This window comes from Magnetovibrio blakemorei, from assembly GCF_001746755.1.
In the GTDB taxonomy this organism is placed as follows: Bacteria; Pseudomonadota; Alphaproteobacteria; order Rhodospirillales; family Magnetovibrionaceae; genus Magnetovibrio; species Magnetovibrio blakemorei.
Map to the genome: position 1 here is coordinate 1 of NZ_MCGG01000003.1, position 23583 is coordinate 23583.

Genomic DNA, 23583 nt, shown 5'->3' on the forward strand with positions numbered 1-23583 from the left:
GACGACACCATCTCGGCCGCAGCAGGCACATACTCAAGCGTGAAAGCCGGCATGAAAATCGTTGTCGCGGGCACGGCCTCCAACAACGGTACCTTTACGGTGACTTCCGTTGCTTCGGACGGGTCGTCTGTAAATGTCCGCGAAACCCTAACGGCTGAAGCCGCCGTTGTCAGCGATGCCGACATCGTCACCGCAGACGGCACGATTGCCTCGCAAAAGCTCTATTTTGGCGATGAACTTCCTTTGACACATCGCATTGATGAACACCGCAGTTTTGAATACGACATCAATGGAATCGATCCCGCCTTTGAAAAAGCAATCCGAGCCATGGGCATCATCGCCCAAGGATCATTTGGATCGGAAGGCGGTTTGGATCAAAACTTAGAGCGCATTGAAAATGCTATTTATCTGTTGGACAGCGCCTATACGGGCACCGTCAGCGGCACACCACCTTATGGCGCGGAGATGACCAGCAACATCCGCAGCCTGCTGGTCACCTCGGGCTATCAAAACGTCCTCATCGAACAGTCCACCTCAAGCCATGTCACGTACTCAGGGTTCTTAGAAACACAGATTGCCAACATCAAAGTTGCCGATCCGTTGGAAACCATCACAAAATTGTTGGACGAAAAGAACGCCTTAGAAGCCTCGTACGAAACAATTGCCCGCGTTCGTGAGCTCAGCCTTGTGAACTTCTTGCGTTAAGCCTTGAGCTGTGATGCAAATCAAAAATGTATTTGTCCCTGGACACATATCTTAAGGAACTTTATCGTTGTAGTGTGCATCTGATACAAATTTAGATGTCATTGACCATTTTAAAGCGGAGCGACCATGTCCACTTCGAGCTATTCATCCATACCAGCTGCAGGTTCCCCCAGTCATTCTGAAGCTTGGGCCCTCATCGAAGCAGCGCGGCGCATTGCCGGGGCGTTGGAAAAGGCTTCCAGCACCGATGACTTGAGCTTGCCCGCCGCCAACCGTGAATTACGTGATGCCATACGCCTAAATTGGCGATTGTGGACTATTTTCCAGGCCGAATTGACGCTTGAAACCAACCCGATCCCAATGGATATGCGTCGCAACATGCTGACACTTTGCCAATTCGTTGATAATCATACAATTTTATGCATGGGCGAGTTGAATCCTGAGAAGATTAAAACCCTGATCGACATCAATCGGAACATCGCTCAAGGCTTGCTGGAAGGGCTCAACAATGCCTTGGAAAAAAGTACTGAGCAAACGTCGAAAGACCCGTCTAAAAAGGTTGCAGACCCCATCAGTGGTGGGACTTTGAACACAAACGCCTGATCCCCGCTCCCTTGCCTCCGCACTTGGCACTCACGCTTGCCTTTTTAGCTTTAAAATGCTAGAATTCCCCAGTTGTGTTAGGATCGCCCAGAAGGGTACCATGAGCATCAGGTGAGATGCTCGTAGTGGAGGCCGGGAAGAATGCCCATACCAAGCTTTAACGACGTAAATATCGGAAATACTCTGACGCGCCTTGCTTCGTCAAATTTCCGTTTTGGTTTTGAACAACAGTTCAACCAAATTCAGAACACAACAATCAAACGCATCAACAGTGAAATTGACACCGTCGCCAAAAACGACACGACGCCGCGGCGTCTTGCTGCGTTGGAACGTGAGTATGGCAAACTGGAAAAAAACAAAGCGCTGATCGATAACTTCGGTTTCGACATGCGGTCCAACCAATTGCGTCTAGGCGACATGCAAACCCAGGTCGCCGACGCCATTGCCGCCTTTTCCGCTGCGGATGACGACACCAACCTGACGGCAGACGAGGTCGCCACACTTACGGCCAAACGCGACGAACTGATCAAAAATGTTTCTGCGTTGAAACTATCCATCCACCCCGACATCTCGACCCCCTTCGTCATTCGCGATGTCAAGAATATGTATGATACGCTCAAGGCGATGGACCCCGTGGCCGGCGTTGTGGATGCCTCTGGTACCACCACGCCAACCAACAACAATCGGCAAATCCTTGATGACCTGACGTCTCTTAGTACGTTGATCGAAACCGCTTATGAGGTGACGACCACCACATCAGATAATGCAACGGACATCACCTTAAATCTTGCCGCCACAATGGCCGCCAAGGTATCGGACATGACCCAATTGTCGAATGTCGAGTTGGCCCGCCGTGAGGATGAAATTAACGCCATCAAGTCGACATACGGTAATATTTTACGCGTGATCTCCGTGTCGTTCGAAGCGCGCATCAGCGCCATGGAAAAATCTAATGAAGCCCTTCAGGGTTGGGATATTCAACCGGGTTCCATTATGAATTTATTTGCATAAATTTATGACGCCAAACGGACATTCCCAACATCCCCACCCCTACCCCATTTTTTAGGATCAGACGTGCCTCTTCTTATCGACTTCAAATCCGGTGACAAGCTGATCATCAACGGTTCCGTCCTTGAAAACATCGGCGGCAACACTAAAATTTTGGTGCACAACAACTCGGCTATCCTGCGCGAGAAGGAAGTCCTTTCACACGAAGATGCACAGACCCCGGCATCTCGGGTTTATTATGAACTGCAAAATGCGTACATTTTGCTAGACCCCACTGAACGCGATGAAAGCCTAAAACGCTTTGATCAGCGCCTGAATGAATTTATCGCGGCGTGCCCCAATGCGCTTGATATCGCCCTCAAGGTCCGCGACCATGTGCAAAATGAGCGTGTATATAAGGGCCTGAAAGAAGCGCAAAATTTGATCAAGTACGAATCTAACGTGCTAGCCCAGTTCAGCAAACAGCTTAAAGCCTTCCTGGCGGAAAACGAGCAGGATGAAACAAACTCAATCGACAGTGACACTGTTGTCGATGACATTTCCTAAACCGTATGCGGCTCCCCTCTGTCATTGCCCTTTCTCCATTACGCATCTGACATATTCAAAACCATCAGAAGTGCACAAGCCTTGAAGCCAGAAGCCCATGGCACTCATAAAAATCCAGAACACTCAACGAAGTAAGCAACCCATTTTCGGCAGGACCTTATGAATAAAATCGAAAAAGAAATGCTCGCAATATTGCGCCAAGGCAAAGAAGAGTTTGGATATCTTGGCGTTAAATCAGAATTTGAAGCCGAGGGCACGAGAGTTGATGAGTTTTTGCGATTACTAGAAATTACACGACGCGCTGATCTTAACGTAGGTTTGAAAATTGGTGGCTGTGAAGCTATTCGAGATCTGTATGAAGCTCAGCAATTCGGCGTTGATTACATCATTGCCCCCATGATCGAAACACCCTACGCCTTGAGAAAATACATCGAAGCGGTAGAGCGGACCTATGGCACCGAAGGTATCTTTGAGACAGACTTTCTTTTCAACATTGAAACCATCACAGCCTTCAACAATCTTGATGAACTGACCTCTCTCGCCGGTCAGTCGAAAGTAAAACCTGGTGTTGTTTTTGGACGCGTCGATTTCTCATTATCAAACGATTTTGGCCGCGCGAAAATCAATACGGACGAAGTTCAAGATTACGTGTGTACTGTTGCGCAAAAATGTAAGGATCAAGATTTAAACCTTGTTGTCGGCGGTGGCGTGTCCAATGAAGCCATACCTGGATTAAAGAAGATCAAGGCCATTCGTCTTGACCGCTTCGAAACTCGAAAAATCATCTTCAATGCTGCGCAACTTTCTGAAAAAAATATTGAAAAGTCCTTATTGGCAGCCGTTCACTTTGAAATTCTATGGCTCCAAAACAAACAAGACTATTACACGGCCATCTCTAACGAAGATGACGCCCGCATAAAAATGCTAAAATCACGTTGGATGTAGTCCAAAAGATAGGGCGCACCAAAATGGCCACAAACACCATTTTGTTTGATCTCGATGGAACGCTGGTTGATAGCGCCAATGAAATCAGCGTGATCTTGAATGCAATGCGAAAAGAAAGAGGGCTATCTGCTCTTGCAGATACCCATTTCCGCCAGAAGATTAGCTATGGGGCGGGCGAAATTGTGAAATGCAGCCTGCCCCCCACAAAAGAATCCCCCCAAATCCTTATAAATGAATTTCGAGAGCGGTATACTGCTCTCACAATACCCAAAACGTCTATCTACCCCACCGTTGTCGAAACATTATCTGTTTTGAAGGACCGTGGCATTCAATTAGGGATCTGCACCAATAAACCGCAAAACCTATGTGACAACGTGCTGCGAGATACCGAGTTGGAACGCTTCTTCAGTTACGTCATTGCCGGCAGGGCTCAATTGCAGCCCAAACCTCATCATGAATCAATCAGCCTCGCTATGTCCGATATGGACGCAGACACGACCACGACCGTATTGGTTGGTGATAGCACGGCCGATCAACGCGCGGCGCAGTCAGCGAACATCCCATTCATATTTTTTGCAGCGGGCTATGATGACGGGGTTGATGAAAATCAAGCATTCGCTTCTATTGAAGTCATGAGAGAATTGTTAAAAATAAATCTATTTTAGAAAAATAAATAATAATTATGGGACGTATATAGATAACAATATAATACTAACCAACAAAAATAAATATTGATAATGACGCATGTCAAACTATTTACATTTTCATTACTTCTAAAATTTATACGTGAAGTGTTTATAAAAATAGGGGCTTGCCAGAGCATATCTTACTTTATACATTTTAATATAATTTGAAAGTAAACGGTTCACACAGTTTCAAAAATTCTATTAAGACAAATGACTTTCATATTGGATAGAAAATCTAGATTAGAGAGCGATAGAAATGACAACTCCAGCATATAAATTTTTTAGGCACTGGCAAGTTGAAGACTTCCCACAAGGAAGTCGTATTGCCGTTTATGGCGCGGGTCTCATTAGTGACCTTTTCTTAGATTGCCTGAAAGAACGCCCCGACATAACCATCACTCATGTCTTTAACACATATGAAAAAAGCCAATATCGTGGATATGAAGTAGAAATCTATGACCCCCAAAAGGTTTATGATTTAGATTACATCGTTGCGACATCTATGCATTGGATTGCAATTGTTAATTATATAAATCCAGCCAACGAATGCGTTACCTTTACCCCTTTTCAAGAGCGCTACAAATTAAGTGTGGTTGATGATGCAAACAAGCTGTTGTTTGTGCGTAATTCACATAGCGCATCAGGTTCCACCACACAAATGATGGAAGTCCACCCTTGCTCTGCACGATTTGTGGACATGAAAGACCCTAAATACAAAGACTATTTTAAATTTTCTTTTGTACGAAATCCGTTTGACCGATTTTTGAGTATGTATGACAACTTTTTCATAATGCCAAAAGAAAATCCTGAAAACTATATCCACTTGGGCGGCGCACCATATCTAAATGTTTTGCCATTACTGAAATCTCTAGGAATGAATATAGATGAAATCACAATTGATGATTTCATCGATATATATTTTAACATAGGTGAAACGATGATTGACCCTCACCTAAAGCGTCAGGCGCTCACGATAGGTGATTGTGTTGATTTCCTCGGATTGTATGAACACTATGATGACGAAATTATAAGGTTGAAAAAAGAAGCAAGCCTTGGACCTGAGTACACGAGACAAATTAAATACCCTCTCTTTAAAAGAAAAAGGCCCATTTTGACGGAAAGCCACCGTCAAAAATTATATAGCTATTATAAATGTGACTTCGATAAATATAACTTAGATCAGAGCTGGCATTCTGGAATTCATAACGTGAACTATAAAGGTCCATAACCAGTATTTATTCCGACCTGATCGAATGGGGTGGAGGGGTAATACCCCCGAAAATTAGTGGTCTTCATGAGTAGAATTTTCTCGTAACGTAAACGCAGGAGATTCACGATGAAAAATTCCCGTTATTCAGACAGCCAGATCATCAATATTTTGAAACAGGCCGAGGCTGGCACGCCGGTTCCCGAACTTTGCCGCGAGCACGGCATGAGCAGCGCCAGCTTTTACAAATGGCGTTCGAAGTATGGCGGTATGGATGCCTCTTTGATGACCCGCATGAAGGAACTTGAAGCTGAGAACAACCGCCTCAAAAAGATGTATGCGGATGTCCAACTGCAAAACGATGTGATCAAGGAAGCCATGGCAAAAAAGTGGTGAGGCCATCCCGTCGCCGTGAGATGGCCAAAGAATTTGTCTGTAAGGGACGACTGAGCATTCGTTCAGCCTGCCAGGCATTCACAATCAGTGAGACTTGCTACCGTTATCAGCCCAAGCTCAGCGACGAGAATGCGGAGATCGCGGATTGGCTTCAAGTTTTGACCAACCGTCACCGCAACTGGGGCTTCATGCTGTGTTTTCTGTATCTGCGCAACGTGAAAAGCTTTGGCTGGAACCATAAGCGGGTCCACAGAATTTATAAGGAACTTGAGTTGAACCTTCGCATTCAACCAAAAAAACGGCTGTACCGGGAGAAGCCTGAACCTTTGGCCGTGCCCGATACCATCAATACCATTTGGTCGATGGATTTTATGCATGACCAACTTGGCGATGGCCGCAGCTTTCGCGCCTTCAACGTGATTGATGATTACAATCGCGAAGGTCTGGGCATTGAGGTCGACTTCTCTTTGCCCGCAATTCGCGTGATCCGCGCCCTTGAGCAGATCATCGAATGGCGGGGGCTTCCACGCACCCTTCGGTGTGATAACGTTCTATATAGCGAAGCAAAACAGGATTTGGCGAATAGGCCCATATTCACTGAAGTTGTTCAGTGATGCAAAAATATTGAACCAAGTGGCTTCCGCGGTCAATGGAAAGAGCTCTCAACCATAGCAAATACAGGGTACGTCCATGCGTCCCTCACCGTTCTCAATATGAGATACAAATCCAAGCGGAAGACCCAAACATTATCTACGAGGTCGCCCCAGTTTGATCCGGCGCGCCTCCACGGCCCATACAGAGAGAGGTCCTTCCACCTGGCATCGCCCTTTCAAAGAAGGGGCGATAGTCTGCACCGCTTTTGATGACAGCGTGCGTCACGCGGGCCATCTTGGCGGCGATTGCTGAGAGCGCTTTACGCTTGAGGTGCGGATCGTTCCGATCTTTAGCGATATAGCGCTCATACTTGTCACGAAATGCATTTTCACGTTGCCGAATGGCAATCTGCCCCGCCATCCAGAAAGTCCGCCGAAGCCGAGCGTTACCAAACTTCGACAATTTACTCAGACCTCGGAATTGGCCGGATTGATAGGTGGCGAGATCAAGTCCGCAAAACTTCAGAAACTGGCGATGATGTTTAAATCGTCGAACATCACCGGCCTCAGCGAGGATTGTCAGGGCATTGATTGGACCAATTCCCGGGATTTGTCTGAGGCGAAGATAATCTGGATGTTGGCCCAACATGTGTTCGGCGTGCTTCTCGATCTCGTCACGTTGACGAATCAAGCCGCCATGCAATGGCGCGGTGGTAGTTCCCGGTTGCTTCGAAACCAACCATCACAGGGCACTCAAAAGCCCCCAATTGCGCAATCAAACGGTCATGGTCGTCACGGGTGTTGAGAACACTCAGCCGTTTGCGGCGTTTGCGATCTGGAAACTCGATAAGAACTTCGTTGCGAACCTTGGCTATGTCGATGGCTACCAAGACAGCGCCAGAAGGCGTAGGATGAAAATTGGTCATGATCGGTCGTCTCCAAAGTGGTGTTAAACGGCTTTACTTTAGAGACCTAAAGGTCGGTCATGGCCGCCTTATTTATCCTTCGTTCGCTAACGCTCACTGCGGATAAATAAGGCTACAACCGCACTTCATACGCTGGCTTCCAGATATGCTATGGCCCGGAATATGTGAGTGCTTTGTTGGCGGAGTGGGCGGGAAAACGAGGCATTGCTCTTCAGTTTATCCAGCCAGGAAAGCCACAACAAAATGCCTATGTCGAACGGTTCAATCGAACGGTCCGGTATGACTGGCTAAACCAATATATCTTTGAAACCATCGAAGAGGTGCAAGAGGCCGCGACAGCTTGGTTGTGGACATACAACAATGACCGACCCAATATGGCCATCGGCGGCATCACGCCGAAACAGAAACTGGCCTTGATGATATCTGAGGCCGCATAACCGTTCTACTTATTGAGGCCCCTAAAAATGGGGGTATTACCGAGGCAACTTATTTTGCAATCTCTGAATTGCGCCGCGATGCCCATTTGACACAAATTTAGGAGTCCCTAGGCCTAGACAGTATTGCTATGTGCTTTAAGACAGGGTGTACAATAAAGTACGTTCGCGCATCATTTTCTATCTGCGGTAAATTTTGAAAATTCCCAACCTCCCAATAGCGCGCCAACACGCGAACCAACAAGCGTGCACGAATCACAGGATCGAACACAAGGTCAAGAAGGGCCCGGTCGGCAGGCACCTCAGCCTCCATCATGCCCACTACCGGTCCTTGGTCGATTTGCGCATTCAAGATCAGAGCCGAAACACAAATTTTATCCTCGGCCAGCAAACTGTAATACATCGTCGTACTCCCCCGGTATTGCGGAAGCTTGCCCGGATGGACATGTAAAAAACATTTTCCTGTGGCGAACAACGGCTCCTTGACTAAGGCACCAGCTGGAGCGGAAAAAATGACGACGTTTTGCGGACACCCCGCCAACGCGTTCACGACTTCAGGAGCGTTAATGTCATCACTGTCAACCTCGATCACCGCAATGCCCGCCATACGTGCGCTGTCGCTTAAGGGAGTGATGTTGTCGAAAAGTTCCGTCTCAATTGGTGTGGAAGGCTTTGGCGCGCCGTGCGGCATCAACAAAACACAGTACGCTGGGGACAAGCCATTTTGTAAAAGTAAGCTGAGATAGGCACGCGAACGTGCTGTGTCCGCACCAAACAAGACTACATCTTCCAAAATTCGTGCCGTCATAATGCCTCTAACCGTTTGTCTTTCAATAAAGCATTGACCATATCGCGTTCTATCCTAAGTGCCGCCAGAAACGCCGCGTAAGAATATGCATCAAGTGAAGACCAGTCTGCAGACACGACGAGATCATTAATTTTCAACAACGCATTTAAACGCCAAAGCTGTGCAGAGCTCTCTGGGCAAAGGGCAATCAGAAACGCTAAACAACAATACGCACCAAGTGGCGCACTGTCGCGGACATCCAAACGCACGCCCGGCGCATAGCGACTGCGCAAACGTTTTGACACCTCAAATTTTTTCACCAAGACATCGACCAAACGAACCAAGGTGTCATTTTGGTAATCCCCTCCGCACGCCACCCAGGCCACAGCAGCCGACAATTCATTAGCCGTATTGACCGGGCGGTCAAAAATTCCACGAAATGGCGCATTCCCCGCATCTCTTAAGGGCACAGGCCAAGCCGCTAAGGCTTGGACGACATTTACGTCCCCCCCCTTTTCGTAGCCCCCTTGCGCCAACTTATGTTCCAACGTTGCCAAAACCCGCGCACGATCCTCAGCATACCCCTGCAACAACGCCTCCCCTTCGTATTGTGCATAGTGGTAGTGATAAGCTTCCCCTGCCAACAAGTCCTTTTCCGTGTAACGATATGTGTGGCTCATGAAGTCTCCCCCCTTCTAGCACTTATGGCTGACAAGACCTTGTTAACATGGGAAGAAAAGTCATCGCAAAACGCACCATTTTCGATAACTAAATTCGGCTGTTTGGGCGGGGTGAAGGGGATGTCTATACCAGCCACATTCTTAATCTGTCCTGCGCGCGCACCGCTATAGAGCTGTTTTTGATCACGCTCTTCCAACACCGCCATGGGAACATCGATGAAGACCTCGAAATACTCTGTTAGATGTTCGCGGTTCCAATCCTGCTGCTCGTGAAACAATGATAAGACACAAGCCACCACGTCAATGCCTTGACTGTCAAAGTAATGACACAGATTGCAGATACGCCGCCCGTTGCGCTCGCGGTCTTCGATAGTGTGACCCAGATCGTCACCCATAATCTCCCGCACATGATCTCCATCGAGAAAAACCGTTGCCGGATTTTTCATCTTCATCCGCTCGTAAAGAGCTCGGCCGACCGTCGTCTTTCCTGATCCGGCCAGACCTATCATCCAGATCACCATAACGGAACCTCTCCTTCTAATCCTTATGCCCAACGAACACGAGGACGTTCGCCGTATGATAGGGAAACAAGGCGCGCAAAACGCGATCAATATATCGACCAGCGGCATTAAGACGATAACCTTTGGAGCGGCGCACCGCTTCGCTACCCTCGACGGATTCGCGGCTGCGCAGAAATGGCAACCGATACAGAAGCGATACGTTGCGCGCTCGGTGAACTTCATCGACGATAAGTCCACTCTCGGACAGCATTTCCGTAAACTCACGCTCACCGACCAACACTTTATGGAACTGCTTTTCACCCATTTTCTTGGAGCGGTTATGCCAGTTCCAATAGACTTCATTCAAGTGCATTTCGACGTTGTTGGGGCGCATAGAAATGCAGAATTTTCCGTGTTGGGACAAGCAGCGCGACACCTCCGCCAGGCCCTGATCAATCCTTTGTTCGAGGTTGTGATAAACGCCAAACGCCATCACTATGTCAAACGCTCCATCTCCGTATGGCAGATCCAAGGCATCACCTTGTCGAACGTCCACGTCAGAATGACACTCCTTGATTTTGTCCACCGCAACCTGACTGCGCTCCATTCCCGCGATCGAAAAACCATCGCGGTAGTAATGCAACAAAACGCGGCCCAGTCCACAACCGATCTCCAGTGTTTTTTTTGAACGATCCGTCATCATAATTTCTGCGTAACGAATCGGATAGATAGAGAGATCATCAAAGCGCTCGCTATCTTCACCACTTTCGGACCAACGTCGATCCCAATAGAAAGCATTGTTTTCGTGTCGATAAACCTTCTTCACGCCGTCACCTCTCCAACCAATGCACCCATGCGCCCCTGCTTTACTAATTTATGTGCCACCTCTAAGTCTCGGCACGTATCAATTTCAAGCCACTGACTATGAATGGGCAGGGCCGAAATTCGCCCCCCCATATTGACCATGCCCTGCAATAAATCAGTCATATAAATACCATCCAATGCCCTGGGACAGTTAAAAGGTTTTTTGCCTAACACATGATCCGCTCGAGCGGCGGCAATGGCATTTTCCAACATGCCGACCCCGCTGCCGTTAAAGGCTACCAAGCCGATGTATTGCGCTTCAATATCATCATAAGATGTTGGCGGGTTGCCAATTTCGGCGATTGTCATTCCGTCTCCGAATTTCAGCGTTTCAGCATCACCTAAGGGGTCATCGAAGCGCTGTTCCCAATACCCGCGCCAGTTCATATCCACGGTAACACTTACACCGTCGGGCGCTGAACACACTAAGTTCAGAACCTCTGGAGTGTAGACGATGTCGCCATACGACATGATAAAGCCATCACCAAAATATTCCTGTGCTAAAAACAAGGTGTGGACCATATTCGTAGTCGCAAAATCCTCGTTAACGAGTACCTTCACATCATAACGAGAAAGTTGGTCAGCTAGATAACCGCCAACCACGATAACCTCATCAATCCCAGCTCTATCCGCTGCATCTAACGTCCACTCGAACAAAGGCTTACCACCGAGTTCCACCAAACATTTAGGACGATCATTGGTCAAGGGAGCCAAACGACTGCCTGTGCCTGCCGCAAGAACAATCAAGCGCATTGCTTCAACCACCTTTGTAAAAGAATTTTATCCATTGCACGCCCCAAGTTGTCCCGTTCGGGATGCCATTGTATGGCTGTGATGGGGTGAAGAGGATGGTAAAGCCCCTCCACGATAGAGTTGTCAGACAGAGCGAAAGCGCACAACTCTTCAGCCAAGCCATTTGTCGTAACACCGTCATTATGAAAGCTGTTCACCGTTACCGCACCTACGGGCAAAACGCCGTTGAGGTCATCGACAATCTCAATTTCATGCTGCTGTGCAAGATGCCCGCCACCCAGATTCCGCGTCAAAGTGCCGCCGAAGTATTGGTTGATCATCTGCAAACCTCGACACACGCCAAACACAGGCAACTGCCGCGTAAGCGCCGCTTCCAAAAGTAACCCCTCTGTGCGATCTCGATTGACTGTGCCAATATCATCTCCACCAGTCAACAACAGGCCACGACCAGGCAGCACGTCCAGAAACCCCACCGGATCGTCCATGGCGTTAGAAACCAACACCGGACGCAGTCCGAACGCATCAAACAAGCGGCACCAATCGTGGCTTATGGCATCACGCTTCTCATGATAGGTAGGGCTGGGCGAGGAGCGCATTGAGACAAAAATGATCATGGTAACACCTCAATGCGGTGATGCTCACAGTCCAGCTTGATCTTCTTCGCGGCGCTCAATTTATCAAACAGAGCTTCACCACACCCAATCGCTGCAGGCAGACCAAATTCTGCCGCGCGGATCGCCATATGCGACGCAACTCCACCGTACTGGGTGACAAGTCCCGCGACCGAATGGCCGAAGATCCAATCGAAACCTGGGTCTGCAGCACGAATTAAAACAATGGCACCAACCAACTCTGAGGGCTCTGCAATATCATCCAATATCACTGGTACGGCAGTCACTTTCTTTCGTGTCACAAAGTTTGGACACCAAGCCTCCAGGCGATAGGAGTAAACATCGCTTGGGCCCGTAATCAAATCAGGGAGACGCAAGGTCTTAGACAATAGCCATTGCTTTTCATTATGACTGCTGATGCGACGGATATAACTTTGCATCGCCCACGATGTGCTGTTTCCCTCTAGGTTGAGAAATTCGCCGACCGGAACGAACGACAGTACATCGCGCCCAACGTCAAGATGCCCACCTAAGCGCACGATGGCCTCCAAAATGGCATCAACACTTTTCATGAATTCAAATTTCAGACGCTCCCTACCGGCAATCGCTTGGGTCATGAAGTCAGTCAAGGTTTGCATATCGATATCCAGGCCGACTTCAGCAAGGGCAGCTTCAATCTCTCCTTTGCGCGCAATCAATATTTCATATGGAGATGTAGATAGCTCACCATTGTTAGGACAAGCATTGTCCGCTGTTTTAAAATAATATTCTGGGCGGCTTGCGTAATTGCTAGACGTAATGTCATAGGAGTGAGGGCGCAGATGACCGTATTTATCGATCATTTCTTTCAAATTGATCTTACCTTCCGCCAAAAGATCAAGATCGCTGACGAATGCGCCTGAAACCGTCGGAATAGCACGTAGAAACGCATCGTAGTGATCAACATCAATCGCCCCCACTTCTCGCAATCCCTTTAACAATGACATCGCGATGAAGGCATAGCGTGCCATAATGGAAAACGGCACCAATCCCAGGTTAGCACAATCACGTACCAGCTGACGCACGCAACGCCCCTGCCCCGCAATATTGTTGGAATACGCCGCAAGGGTCTGCGCTCTGCGCTCAGCCAACTGTTCAATCTTCAAGAACTGCTGCTCAATGGGCTCCACCTCACCCATGACGATCTTTCTCGTCAATTCGGCCAGAGCATTACGGAAATGTCTGCATGCATCGTCACTCAGTCCTGCCTTGCGCAACCATTTTACTTGGGTATTCCATTCCGGTGTTAGGCACGTCACTGCCAACTCGAATTCGATTTTGTCATGCAGCGGTGGATCTGCTCGCAGCTTATCAAGACAATAATCTACCCATTGCGCACCGACAGCCAAATCCAGGTCAACAGGCAACAAGGAATTGATGCTCGTGCGAATATCGACGTAAGGCCGACCGGCCAGAGACAAGATTAACGGGTAATCGGTCATGTCGCGATATCCCAGCCGTTTGCGTGCCTCAGCCCAAGCGAATTCGCCGATCAAAGTCTGGTACAAGGATAAGGCTAGAGGACGGGGATACGCACCAATCATTTCAGCCGGATTCCAATCCGACATGTTGCTCAATAAATTACTGTTTCCCAAAACACCAGGGCGCGGGCGTGATGCTTCACTGACAAACTCATAAATATGTTCGATAACATCCAAAATATCTTCATCGTTATTGATACCTTCGTTTTCGACGCAAATCATCGGTCGCGCCTGAAACAAGTGACAAACGTTATTTTTGTCTAAGCCAAATTCGATATCCAATGCATCCATATGAGACAAGTCAATTAACTCGCTCCCGACCTCCAGGATTGCATCAAAGCATCCCTTATTAAGGCTCAGACTTTTTTGCCCCCAAGCGATGTAATGTGTTTCCACATGCCCTTCCCTGCCCGAGGTCACAACGTCAGAACGGCCACTTTCCATATCCACATTCAACACATAGTATGGTGCGCCGTGCTGGGGGTCGCGCGTCAGCAACACGCCACTGGCTTTCAACTTACTCATATAGGGTTGGATCAGAACCTCATCATCAAGCTGCGTATCACGCCCACCGTCTGCATAACTATCAATGACTTCTGTAACGGCCTGGGTCAAAGATCCGCGATCACACGCATCGACATCCAAGACAGACAAAAACAGCCCTGCTGCGGAGGTCTGCAGGCTATCTTCCATCATGGTGCTGCTGCGCACCACTACGTGCGTGTCGCTGAATCGGTCCTGCAGACGATCTAAGATAGCGTCATGATCATCGAACCAATGAGCAACACTGAAACGTTCCAAGGACAGAACCTGTCCCTTTTTTGATAACGGTGCTAGATTCTCCAAAGTTTTAGCTTTGCCTTGGAAAATCATCGACGCGACTGCGGCCTTGTCATGTACCGGAGCGGCCTTGCCATCCAGAACGATGTCCTGTGTGGCAAGATGTGCCAGCACGTCTTCGATCCTCGCTCGGGGGTTATGACTCGCCACATCACGGGCAACTTTGAACAAGGCTTTGATCCCTGCCTTATCAAATGCATAAACTCCTGCAGGCTTCAAACTACCGCCGCTATGATAAACACCCTCTGCGACATCAACCGCACCCAGTGCTGGGATCGCATCAGGCATCAGCGCCGTCGTCGCACGCAAGATTATGCACGCCTCGTCCGGCATTTCACAACTTAGCAGCGCCGCGACTTCACTGTCGTTTATTTGCCTGGAAAGATAGCGGAACGACAATTTTGGAAATGACTGAATCACCTTTTCGATATGGTAACCGCCCACATAGGTAATGTCGGTAATCTCGTTTTCTTCCAACGCCCGCATGGTCCACTGCAAGGCGGACGGCTGACCTGCATCCATCGGGACCAAGGAACGTGGACGGCTTTGACGCGGGTCCAGTCGGCGTTGCGACGATGCGGATTCAATGATGATGGCCCGAATAGCGATTGCCCTATAATGACGAGATTAAAGGTTTAAAAATATATACATCAACCCTATCACCTAAGCAATAGAGGCTAAATTTTCATTCTAACCGCACAGTGCAATATGACTGGCCAAACCAGTACATATTGACAACAATTCAGAAGGCGGAAACGTCGCTACAGAGTGGGTGATCCAAACTTTTCGTCAACATTGCAATATCGTGTTTGTGCTTATCGCAATGAAAAAAGAAGAAATTCGTCGGCAATGTGTCTGGCGTTACGGAGGTAAACTTTTCAATTTTTTCGTCAACATAAGCAAAACACTCATAACCAATATCCGACAACAGCTTGATGATATCATTTGGGTGATATCCGAATTTTGCAGCCCACTTACGCAGCATTTCCGTAAAGATGAACGGCTTGTCACGTGATATCGTATTCTCTCCCCCCTGAAACACCAGCAATTCAGATCCTTCGACGTCGCACTTAATCATATCGATGTAGACATTTTTTTCCCGAGCATACTCATCAAGTGTACGAAGTTGGCAAACAACCCTGTTTGAATCTTCTCTTTCTTGAATGTTCTTCATCGAAGAACTACCCGTTTCCTTTACATTCCAATAGAACTCCGTTTCCCCACGATGGTTAGAGAGAGCAAAGTTATTGAGCACGGCCTTGTTGCATGCATTAAATTGAACATGTCTCGTCAAAAAATCAAACGTGCGCGGAATTGGCTCAAAAGAATGGACCGTCTGCACATTATCCAACATGCAAAAATTAAGCGTGTACCAACCGATATTGGCTCCAATATCGAAAATAGTTTGGCTCTTACGTGCAAGCGCAAAAATGAGGTCTCTTTCCACGGGGTCAAATGATTTAAAATTCAAAATTTCAATCGGTATAAAACGTGAATCAAATGGGTCAAGAAAAAGTTTTATGCCACTTTCTTTGATCGTCACATAAACCTTGTCATTATCTATCGTGATCGAGAAAATATCTGTGTCTTTAATATAATCAAAATAATCGAAAATGAGCTGATGCTTTTCATGCATAGCCTTAATGTAGCTGTGCTTTTCCAATTCACCGGATGTGTATTGCTTATACAGTTCTTGCAATTTCATAATCGACACTCATTTAATCAATGGTGAAACATTGGACAGCTATGTCGGCCTCTATTTACCTTCACAACTTTGAACAACTCGTTTAAAGCCCTCTGCAATTGGGAATGAAATGATCCAGCCCAGTGATTTGGCTTTGGTTATGTCTACCGTTGTACGCGAAAAGTTCATGCGTAGATAGTTTTTTGACGGGTCTTTTGCCATGATGACTTTCAATCTCCGTTCCGGAAAAACCTCTTTTACCAGATAGTTAGCTAAGTCTTTTATACTGATCTCATGATCTGTAGCCACGTTATATGCCTCGCCACTTTCACCTTTCAATAAGACGGTGAAAAAGCCGAGCGTAGCGTCCGCAATATAACAAAAGTTACGAATGGCACTGCCATCGCTGTAAAGATTGATATCTTTCCTGTGGACAATACACGAAACGAAATCTTCAAAAGATCGACCGCCTTGCAAGTCGACACCTGGACCGTACGTGATCGCGGGGCGCACTATCTTGATAGGAACACCGTATTGGTGCATCCAAGCAACACACATATTCTCGCCCATTCGCTTACTTTCCAAATAGCAAGACGAAAGCTCCATGGGATCCAGTCCCCCAAAGCAATCTTCGAGTACCGGATAATATTCATCACAAACATATCCGTACACACCCGATGTGCTGAAAAACAAAAACCCTGCGACATCATGCTTAACGGCGAGATCTAATAAATTTTTTGTTCCGATAACATTCGGTAAAATTGTGCCGACCGGGTTTTCTTGAAATATCTTAGGCGTTGCGTAACTCGCAGCATGAATGATGTAATCGATTTTCTCATCAATGAGAATTTCATCGCAGACGTCGTGCGTGATGAATATTAAGTTCTCAGAATCTTTTGCATGACTAAATTTTTCATAGGCACGGGCCTCGTTACGTACGAGGCCAATAATTTTAATATTGGCATTTCTATTTTCGTTGAGGAACAACAGCAGATCGACAACGTACGACGCCAAAAACCCTGCGGCACCCGAGATCAACACGGTCTTACCCGCAAAATCACACCAAGGTAAATCTGCTTCGGAAATATATTTTAAGTCATCAGCTATGATTTGACTTCTCATGGAATTATTCTTTTGCCACAAAGTACTCTGTCCTTAATTTTTTTGCGTAATTTAGATAATCATCATTCCTAAGCGCAACTTCATCAAGCATGGAGATATTGTTTTTGTAATAACTGTAGAGATCCGCAATAGCGTCTTTATAGGACATAAAACTAAAATCAGTGAGTTCCGACATCAAACGCGCATTATGGCCGGAATAATTAACGCCAACACCATCATTTAGAACGACCACAGGGACTATATGATCGCTCACTTCATTAACTAAATTTGCAATTTCGATTAAATTTATAGGCTCTATAGGTGTTACGTTATAGGATTTATAATGCGAATTATTTTCGACAAAATGCCTTACAACACGATAAAAATCTTCAATATAAATGTAATCGTATACAACATTTTGATTAATAACTATGTCGATATTCATTAAATTTTTTGAAATTGAATTTGATAAAAATTTGTATTTATAATCTTCATACTTCCCAAATATACCAAATATTCTTAATGTCACCATTTCCCCGACATCGCAACTCTCAATATATTTAGAAATTACATACTTCGAAAAACTGTGACTATCATCGGGGACATGTCTATCAAAAAAAGTTTCCGGCATTTTTGCGTACCAATACTTTCTGGAATACTCAGACCCGCTGCCAAAATTAATCAGTTTGGTAGAAAAGCGTTTCGCACGCACCAAATTAAAAAACATCCGAAGATTGTTTTCGCAAACATCTGCTGGGTAAGACGTGCCGCGTCTTAGGGTGGTTGCAGAATGGACGATTACGTCAACGGCGTGTTCATTCAGATAAGCACTGACGCTTTGTGAGCACGTGAGATCCAATTCCTGCACGGTCGGGTGCAACACGCTATAGCCATCACTTTGAAAGTTCTCGACTAAATTTTTTCCGACGAAGCCTTCTGCCCCCGTGATGAGAATGTTCATGGCTGACCTACAATATAGAAATTGATCTTTTGCGACGTATTCCTTGCTTTCATGCCGTACCTCAATCCAACATATTTTCGTTCAATTCTGCTTCAGAAAGAATTGGAGACATGTCTTCTAATGAAGGCGATACAATTGTCCCGTCTGCAAGCTGCTTTGAAGACAACTTCGGGGCAAAGGGCTGATTTTCATCGATCATAATTTCGCAAATTGCAGGCCCCGTTGTTGCCAGTGTTTTGATAATTGTATCGGCCATTTGTTCATGTGTCGTACATTTTAGATATGGCAAATCAAATGCATAGCTAAGCTTTTTAAAATCAGGGAAGTTCACCCCGGACGAAGGCCCCGCCCCGACTTCAACGCCGTTAAAGAAGTTTCTATGTGTTTGAAATATAGATGAATATCCCTGGTTGTTGAGTAGAAAAACTTTAATGTCGAGTTGATTTCCTGCGATGGTTTGCAGCTCTTGAAGGTTCATCATGATGCTACCGTCCCCGGCAATACATACAATCGGCCTTCCGCCAGACCCTTTAAATGCACCAATAGCCGCAGGAATTTCATAACCCATGGACGCACTACCCGAATTGGTCCAAAGGCGCTGGGTTGGCTTCAACTGCGCAACCTGAAACCCAATAACGCAAGCTGACCCATTCGCAGCAACAACTATTTGCCCATCATCCAAGTTCTTAAAGAGGATATCCATAAAACAATATGGATTTATTTTTTCATTTTCCCAATATTCCGGCAATACAACGGGGTACCTTTTCTGTCTTTCCTTACACCATGCCAGCCACTGTATGTGCTCTGGTCGTTGACCAGCATAGTTGTGTTTTGCCAAAACGGGCAGAAGATCGGATAGATTAGCGTGAATACGCATGTTGAAATTTACCGTCGGCTTCTTCATTTCTATCGCATCGATATCAACGATAATTTTGTATGCCTTAGATGCAAATGCAGACCAATTGTAGCTCACCTGACGAATATTTAATCGACTTCCTAAAACCAAGAGAAGGTCCGCATTCTGTACAACAAAATTACCAGGCCTATCGCCCACCGACCCGGGCCTCCCCACATATAAGGGATGATCGCTCCAGATAGAATCATGAGCATTCCAACCTGTCACGACGGGTATACCCAATTTATCGATAAAGTGAATGAAGTCCTCATGGTGACCACTCAACCGTACCCCCGCTCCAACAAAAATAACTGGGCGATGGGCACTCAACACCTTTGCAAAAATATCATCACTAACTTTGTCCAGATCTGTCAGATTCCATGGCTCATCAAGTTCTGACGGGTCAAAGGATGACAAGTCATCTGTTTCGATTTGCGCTCCTTGTACATCTATTGGGATATCCAGCCAGCACGGACCGGGGCGTCCAGATACGGCAAGGTAAAATGCTTTTTCTAAATGATAGCGAATTGATTTTGGATCCGTGACCATTTCACAGTACTTCGTTAAGGGCGAGGCAATCCGCTCAATATCAACTTCCTGATCACCAAATTGGCGCAGTGCAAGCCCGGTGCTGCGGATGGTCGTTTGATACTTAACTTGCCCTGAAATGACCAGCATGCTGATGGAATCTGTCCACGCCCCATACACTCCGTTCAGCGCATTTATGCACCCAGGTCCTGACGTAACGTTCACCAATGCAGGAAGGTTTGTGAGCCGTGAATAGGCTTCTGCAGCCATCGCACAAGCTTGTTCGTGATGATTGAAGATGCACTCTAGGTCAGCATGCGTGCCAAATGACTGGTTCAGATGCATCGCACCACCACCGGTCACCATAAAGACATGTTCTATGCCAAGCTCGACAACTTTCTGGGCAACGTAGTCCGAAAGTTTCATTTTCATAATGAGCTACTCATCCTTCTGATCAGTTAGCGTTTTAAAATTACACAACCTATGTATCAACGGCCACTATATCATTTCCTTTAAGAATGTAAGCCTCAAGCTTGTGGTCAAACTTGCGGACTGTCTTAAGGACTTCCTCTGGATACAGGCCTGGCACCATAATGATGATAGCATCAACGTCTGATGTTTCCAGGTCTTTTGGCGACACAATTTTGTTGAACATGACAGGACTGTATTTGCCTTGTTTAAAATCTGCTGAATCGACGATAAATTCAATTTTATCAATGCGACTGATCGCAAGCAAAGCCAACGTTCTGTGCCCTGCTCCCCACACGGCAATCTTTTTCCCAGCCGCTACATATTGATCCACCAGTTCGTTCAAACGAACAGATAACTCATCCACTTCGTCCACATAAGAAGACAAGTTAAGGTGCGGGCGTTTTTGCACGATGATCTCAATATCATTGTCATTGTTGATGGTCTGACAGATGAGAACATCAAAGCCATTCATTTCAAACGCCAGCGTTAAAGTTTTTTGCGTGAAATAGACGAGATGATCGGCCACAAACTCATACAGGCACTTTGAGACCAACAAATACTCCAGGTTTGGAACCGTAATGTACCCCATGGCATCTGGCGTTGTTACGCGAAAAACGGATTGAATAAATTTTTTGACGTCTGGCTGATGCTCTAAATAGTTATATGAAAAAAAGACGTCCGCCTTGGTTTGTGGTTGAAAATCATCGATGTATCCAAGATGAATGTTTCTCCCCAGCCCTTTTGCATACTCGATGGACTTAGGGGCATACTCCAACCCCATAGCATCAAGGCCAGCCTCAGCCATAACGTCCAACATGTCCCCTCTTGCACTGCCAATTTCAAGAGCCTTTTTCCCACGCAAGCCAAATCGGTCAACAAATGCGTTCATTTCCTTCAAACGCATTTGTTTGGCGTGTGGCGATAAAACAGCAGCCGTTATGACTTCTTTAAAATACGCCACAGGTTCGATTTTTAATTGGACGAGCCCGCATGACGGACATTGAAAAACATCCAGCACAATGCCGGTATCTTGCGCAAACTCATCTTCACGTGGATAAAACTGCGCTGCTTTGGGAAAAGGTTCCATGCTAATGATGGGGGCCTCAGTCAATGGTGCAGAACACATCCGACAGCACGCAGAGTTTTGTTTATGTTTCATCAGGGCACCACATCAACTTGCTGCAAAATGACTACGTGTCAGAGGAAGGCTTTGAAGACGCAATGGCTTTCCATCCTTTTTGATTGAAGCCCATATTGTAGGCTGGCAATCCATACTCCATACACTTCTTACAGATTTTAGCCGTATTTTTATTTTTGTTTATTTCAACAAGCGAAACGTCAAGATAATTGTCCGCGACAATCGTCTCTTCTCCGTTAAAGACAGTGCAACAGACCGGGACCTTTAAGTCCCAGGCAATGTTCATCTGATTGTCTTTGAAAGGACAGGTGTTTGTGCGAAAGCCTTTCGTGACTTCTAGGCCTTCATCAATATCAACCAATAAAATCTTGCTCAGCGATTCCGTTTGAGGGTCTTTTATGCCATCGCAATGATCGAGACACCTTTCCAGCGGCATAACCAAAGAGTACGTCGCGGACAATGAAAAACCCAACTCATCACAGAGATCTTTCATTTTTTGAAGATTTTTCTGATTGTTGTTTTTGTACAAATGATAATTAACGTCCACAAGTGTATCCGCCCCGAACTTATCAATGTAATGCCGCACGCGGTACATGTTCGATTTGACGAGATTGATATCGCCACCCGTATGGGTCTGATTGTAAACATCTGGATAGTATCCAGACAAAGAAATTTTCATATACTCCGGAGAGGCCTGAATGACGTGGCGAATTTGATCTGCGGATTTAATCGATAGATTGCTGGACACGGCGGCCGCAACTCCATTGTCGTGCAGATGCTTTATGATCTTTGGCAACTCAGGGTGCAACAAAGGCTCCCCCCAACTGTACAAGCTCACGTGTGTTACGACTTCGGATTCACGTTTGATTTTGTCCAAGACCCGGGTGAAGTTCTCAAACGACATTATCCCTCTCGGGTACTTTTCCCCATTAATGCTGTGGGCGCAAGAAGGGCACACCAAATTGCACGTCCCTACAACATCAATGGTGTAAAATGATTCGCAATAATCGGAATACAAAACGAAGTCTTCATTGATAAAGTTCATTGCTTCCAATAACTTGATTATTTCTTCTTCTTTTATCGAGACTGCAATCACAATCACCAGATTGGGAAATGACCCTTTAAGGTCTCTCAATGCATCAGGATGTTGAACAGGAACACCGTTAACCTTCTTGTGGGCAAAAGCCGGGTCCGAATCAACAAAATGGACAACATTCATGTCATTAGCTTTGGAAAACCGGAGAAAACCCATACCCGTCATCCGCGCACCCCAAATGACAATGGGGCGGTCTTGTAACAAATCAATCAGGGTTTGTTTAGATTTGGCCATACAGCGTCACGCGCTCTCTCTCAGTTTTGCGCAGAATAGCTCAATATCGGGATGGTTCGCATACCACGAATACATCTCTTGAACAGATACTCTGATGTCCGTGAAGTCAAAGTCGCCGAACTCTGCCTTAAGGCGCGCGTTGTCGGCAGAATATTCAGGCTTAAGCCCCTCTTCCTTTACGGTCACTTTTTCGTTACCGGGCAGGACGTCACAAATGACATTTGCAATGTCCCGCAATCCAAGAGGCTTGCCCGTGCAAATGTTATAATTTCTATATTGTGTTTCTTTTGTGAAAAAACTTTCTAATATTTTAATGAAATCGTTGACGTATATAAAATCAAATTTCATATCTTGATTGATCGTCACGCCCAACCCGGCAATCGCTTTGCAGATATTGTTGGATATAAAGCGCCGCGTGTAATCTTCGTATTTTCCAAAAATGCCCAGAACCCGCAAGTTCACGATGTTCCGCGGCTTTTTTTCAATGTCATTAGACATCACATATTTTGACAAGCCATACGTGTCACAAGGCACATACTGACCAAAGTAGTCTTCACTCATCATCGGATAATAATGCCGCATATCATATTCGGCACCAGACCCTATCGTAATCATCTTGCCAAAATATTCTGAGCAGCGCTCAACGTTAAAATACATTTGTAAATTTTCGGCCAGAGACTGAATATTCACCGCACTGAAGATAACAACATCTGGTCGGAGGTTTTTGAGATATGCCTCCACAGCCTCAGTCTCGAGAAGATTAAGCTCCTGTCGCTTTGGCGAAAAAACATGGAAAGCTTTCGGCTCAAGATACTCAACTATGTTGCGCCCGATAAAACCGTTCGAGCCCAAAACCAAAACTTTCAAATTC

Annotated in this window: 21 protein-coding genes and 4 pseudogenes; 9 read left to right on the plus strand and 16 right to left on the minus strand. The window is 46.3% G+C overall.

Annotated features, from left to right (window positions below; genetic code table 11):
* The 8 genes and pseudogenes from BEN30_RS18505 to BEN30_RS00800 form a co-directional block, all read left to right on the plus strand.
* Positions 1-705: pseudogene (locus BEN30_RS18505) on the plus strand (hypothetical protein); the annotation flags it as partial.
* 126 nt (positions 706-831) lie between these two features.
* A complete protein-coding gene (locus BEN30_RS00765) occupies positions 832-1308 on the plus strand; it encodes a flagellar biosynthesis regulator FlaF (protein ID WP_069956437.1) in 477 nt (158 codons plus the stop codon).
* Between the two features lie 141 nt (positions 1309-1449).
* Positions 1450-2319, plus strand: coding sequence for a hypothetical protein (locus BEN30_RS00770; RefSeq protein ID WP_069956438.1), 870 nt, complete (start codon positions 1450-1452; stop codon positions 2317-2319).
* Positions 2320-2382: 63 nt separating this feature from the next.
* Entirely contained in the window at positions 2383-2862 is a 480-nt protein-coding gene (locus BEN30_RS00775; protein ID WP_069956439.1) for a flagellar biosynthesis repressor FlbT, read from the plus strand.
* Between the two features lie 159 nt (positions 2863-3021).
* Positions 3022-3807, plus strand: a complete 786-nt coding sequence (locus BEN30_RS00780) for an aldolase/citrate lyase family protein (RefSeq protein ID WP_069956440.1) — start codon at positions 3022-3024, stop codon at positions 3805-3807.
* A gap of 23 nt (positions 3808-3830) precedes the next feature.
* The gene (locus BEN30_RS00785; RefSeq protein WP_069956441.1) at positions 3831-4472 is read left to right on the plus strand and encodes an HAD family hydrolase; all 642 of its coding nucleotides are present in this window, start codon (positions 3831-3833) and stop codon (positions 4470-4472) included.
* 277 nt (positions 4473-4749) lie between these two features.
* Entirely contained in the window at positions 4750-5721 is a 972-nt protein-coding gene (locus tag BEN30_RS00790) for a sulfotransferase family 2 domain-containing protein (protein WP_069956442.1), read from the plus strand.
* Between the two features lie 108 nt (positions 5722-5829).
* Positions 5830-6644, plus strand: a pseudogene (locus BEN30_RS00800) (IS3 family transposase); the annotation flags it as partial.
* 202 nt (positions 6645-6846) lie between these two features.
* Here BEN30_RS00800 and BEN30_RS00805 read toward each other — a convergent pair.
* Together BEN30_RS00805 and BEN30_RS19185 are read right to left on the minus strand one after the other, a co-directional pair.
* A pseudogene (locus BEN30_RS00805) lies at positions 6847-7383 on the minus strand (transposase); the annotation flags it as partial.
* Positions 7364-7615, minus strand: coding sequence for a hypothetical protein (locus tag BEN30_RS19185; protein WP_407655963.1), 252 nt, complete (start codon positions 7613-7615; stop codon positions 7364-7366). The pseudogene BEN30_RS00805 and the gene BEN30_RS19185, both read right to left, overlap by 20 nt.
* Positions 7616-7767: 152 nt before the next feature.
* Between BEN30_RS19185 and BEN30_RS00810 the strand changes: the two are divergent.
* Positions 7768-8052 (plus strand): annotated as a pseudogene (locus BEN30_RS00810) (transposase); the annotation flags it as partial.
* A 97-nt stretch (positions 8053-8149) separates the two neighbouring features.
* Here BEN30_RS00810 and BEN30_RS00815 read toward each other — a convergent pair.
* From BEN30_RS00815 to BEN30_RS00880, 14 genes are all read right to left on the minus strand, one after another.
* The gene (locus BEN30_RS00815) at positions 8150-8857 is read right to left on the minus strand and encodes a hypothetical protein (protein ID WP_069956444.1); all 708 of its coding nucleotides are present in this window, start codon (positions 8855-8857) and stop codon (positions 8150-8152) included.
* Positions 8854-9516 (minus strand): hypothetical protein, encoded by a 663-nt coding sequence (locus BEN30_RS00820; protein WP_069956445.1) that lies wholly within the window; start codon positions 9514-9516, stop codon positions 8854-8856. Before BEN30_RS00820 ends, BEN30_RS00815 begins: the two co-directional genes overlap by 4 nt.
* Positions 9513-10037: an adenylyl-sulfate kinase gene (gene cysC / locus BEN30_RS00825; protein ID WP_069956446.1), complete on the minus strand. Its 525-nt coding sequence runs from the start codon at positions 10035-10037 to the stop codon at positions 9513-9515. Before cysC ends, BEN30_RS00820 begins: the two co-directional genes overlap by 4 nt.
* 16 nt (positions 10038-10053) lie before the next feature.
* Positions 10054-10842: a class I SAM-dependent methyltransferase gene (locus BEN30_RS00830; protein WP_069956447.1), complete on the minus strand. Its 789-nt coding sequence runs from the start codon at positions 10840-10842 to the stop codon at positions 10054-10056.
* The gene (locus BEN30_RS00835; RefSeq protein ID WP_069956448.1) at positions 10839-11633 is read right to left on the minus strand and encodes a phosphocholine cytidylyltransferase family protein; all 795 of its coding nucleotides are present in this window, start codon (positions 11631-11633) and stop codon (positions 10839-10841) included. Before BEN30_RS00835 ends, BEN30_RS00830 begins: the two co-directional genes overlap by 4 nt.
* Positions 11624-12247, minus strand: coding sequence for a gamma-glutamyl-gamma-aminobutyrate hydrolase family protein (locus tag BEN30_RS00840; RefSeq protein ID WP_069956449.1), 624 nt, complete (start codon positions 12245-12247; stop codon positions 11624-11626). Before BEN30_RS00840 ends, BEN30_RS00835 begins: the two co-directional genes overlap by 10 nt.
* A complete protein-coding gene (locus BEN30_RS00845) occupies positions 12244-15126 on the minus strand; it encodes a PEP-utilizing enzyme (protein ID WP_069956450.1) in 2883 nt (960 codons plus the stop codon). The genes BEN30_RS00840 and BEN30_RS00845 overlap by 4 nt, the downstream gene beginning before the upstream one ends.
* A gap of 220 nt (positions 15127-15346) precedes the next feature.
* Positions 15347-16309 carry an FkbM family methyltransferase gene (locus BEN30_RS00850; protein ID WP_069956451.1) on the minus strand — a complete coding sequence of 321 codons (963 nt, stop codon included), beginning with the start codon at positions 16307-16309 and terminating at the stop codon, positions 15347-15349.
* A gap of 51 nt (positions 16310-16360) precedes the next feature.
* Complete coding sequence (locus tag BEN30_RS00855; protein ID WP_084004877.1) at positions 16361-17410, minus strand: NAD-dependent epimerase/dehydratase family protein; 1050 nt, start codon at positions 17408-17410, stop codon at positions 16361-16363.
* Positions 17411-17414: 4 nt separating this feature from the next.
* On the minus strand, positions 17415-18350 hold the full coding sequence (locus tag BEN30_RS00860) for an NAD-dependent epimerase/dehydratase family protein (RefSeq protein ID WP_069956452.1): 936 nt from the start codon (positions 18348-18350) through the stop codon (positions 17415-17417).
* Positions 18351-18411: 61 nt separating this feature from the next.
* Positions 18412-20205 carry a thiamine pyrophosphate-binding protein gene (locus BEN30_RS00865; RefSeq protein WP_211563228.1) on the minus strand — a complete coding sequence of 598 codons (1794 nt, stop codon included), beginning with the start codon at positions 20203-20205 and terminating at the stop codon, positions 18412-18414.
* 49 nt (positions 20206-20254) lie between these two features.
* On the minus strand, positions 20255-21331 hold the full coding sequence (locus tag BEN30_RS00870; RefSeq protein ID WP_069956453.1) for a methyltransferase domain-containing protein: 1077 nt from the start codon (positions 21329-21331) through the stop codon (positions 20255-20257).
* Between the two features lie 103 nt (positions 21332-21434).
* Positions 21435-22712, minus strand: a complete 1278-nt coding sequence (locus tag BEN30_RS00875) for a radical SAM protein (RefSeq protein ID WP_069956454.1) — start codon at positions 22710-22712, stop codon at positions 21435-21437.
* Positions 22713-22718: 6 nt separating this feature from the next.
* On the minus strand, positions 22719-23579 hold the full coding sequence (locus BEN30_RS00880) for an NAD-dependent epimerase/dehydratase family protein (protein ID WP_170826917.1): 861 nt from the start codon (positions 23577-23579) through the stop codon (positions 22719-22721).
* Between the last annotated feature and the right edge of the window lie 4 nt (positions 23580-23583).

What these genes read in the sequence shown, in the direction of transcription:
- BEN30_RS00815 (WP_069956444.1), bottom strand. Translation starts at nt 8,857, where the DNA reads ATGACGGCACGAATTTTGGAAGATGTAGTCTTGTTTGGTGCGGACACA.
- BEN30_RS00875 (WP_069956454.1), bottom strand. Translation starts at nt 22,712, where the DNA reads ATGGCCAAATCTAAACAAACCCTGATTGATTTGTTACAAGACCGCCCC.
- BEN30_RS00840 (WP_069956449.1), bottom strand. Translation starts at nt 12,247, where the DNA reads ATGATCATTTTTGTCTCAATGCGCTCCTCGCCCAGCCCTACCTATCAT.
- BEN30_RS00855 (WP_084004877.1), bottom strand. Translation starts at nt 17,410, where the DNA reads ATGAGAAGTCAAATCATAGCTGATGACTTAAAATATATTTCCGAAGCA.
- BEN30_RS00865 (WP_211563228.1), bottom strand. Translation starts at nt 20,205, where the DNA reads ATGAAAATGAAACTTTCGGACTACGTTGCCCAGAAAGTTGTCGAGCTT.
- BEN30_RS00770 (WP_069956438.1), top strand. Translation starts at nt 1,450, where the DNA reads ATGCCCATACCAAGCTTTAACGACGTAAATATCGGAAATACTCTGACG.
- BEN30_RS00850 (WP_069956451.1), bottom strand. Translation starts at nt 16,309, where the DNA reads ATGAAATTGCAAGAACTGTATAAGCAATACACATCCGGTGAATTGGAA.
- BEN30_RS00820 (WP_069956445.1), bottom strand. Translation starts at nt 9,516, where the DNA reads ATGAGCCACACATATCGTTACACGGAAAAGGACTTGTTGGCAGGGGAA.
- BEN30_RS00780 (WP_069956440.1), top strand. Translation starts at nt 3,022, where the DNA reads ATGAATAAAATCGAAAAAGAAATGCTCGCAATATTGCGCCAAGGCAAA.
- BEN30_RS00785 (WP_069956441.1), top strand. Translation starts at nt 3,831, where the DNA reads ATGGCCACAAACACCATTTTGTTTGATCTCGATGGAACGCTGGTTGAT.
- BEN30_RS00835 (WP_069956448.1), bottom strand. Translation starts at nt 11,633, where the DNA reads ATGCGCTTGATTGTTCTTGCGGCAGGCACAGGCAGTCGTTTGGCTCCC.
- BEN30_RS00765 (WP_069956437.1), top strand. Translation starts at nt 832, where the DNA reads ATGTCCACTTCGAGCTATTCATCCATACCAGCTGCAGGTTCCCCCAGT.
- BEN30_RS00870 (WP_069956453.1), bottom strand. Translation starts at nt 21,331, where the DNA reads ATGGAACCTTTTCCCAAAGCAGCGCAGTTTTATCCACGTGAAGATGAG.
- BEN30_RS19185 (WP_407655963.1), bottom strand. Translation starts at nt 7,615, where the DNA reads ATGACCAATTTTCATCCTACGCCTTCTGGCGCTGTCTTGGTAGCCATC.
- cysC (WP_069956446.1), bottom strand. Translation starts at nt 10,037, where the DNA reads ATGGTGATCTGGATGATAGGTCTGGCCGGATCAGGAAAGACGACGGTC.
- BEN30_RS00860 (WP_069956452.1), bottom strand. Translation starts at nt 18,350, where the DNA reads ATGAACATTCTCATCACGGGGGCAGAAGGCTTCGTCGGAAAAAATTTA.
- BEN30_RS00845 (WP_069956450.1), bottom strand. Translation starts at nt 15,126, where the DNA reads ATGGATGCAGGTCAGCCGTCCGCCTTGCAGTGGACCATGCGGGCGTTG.
- BEN30_RS00790 (WP_069956442.1), top strand. Translation starts at nt 4,750, where the DNA reads ATGACAACTCCAGCATATAAATTTTTTAGGCACTGGCAAGTTGAAGAC.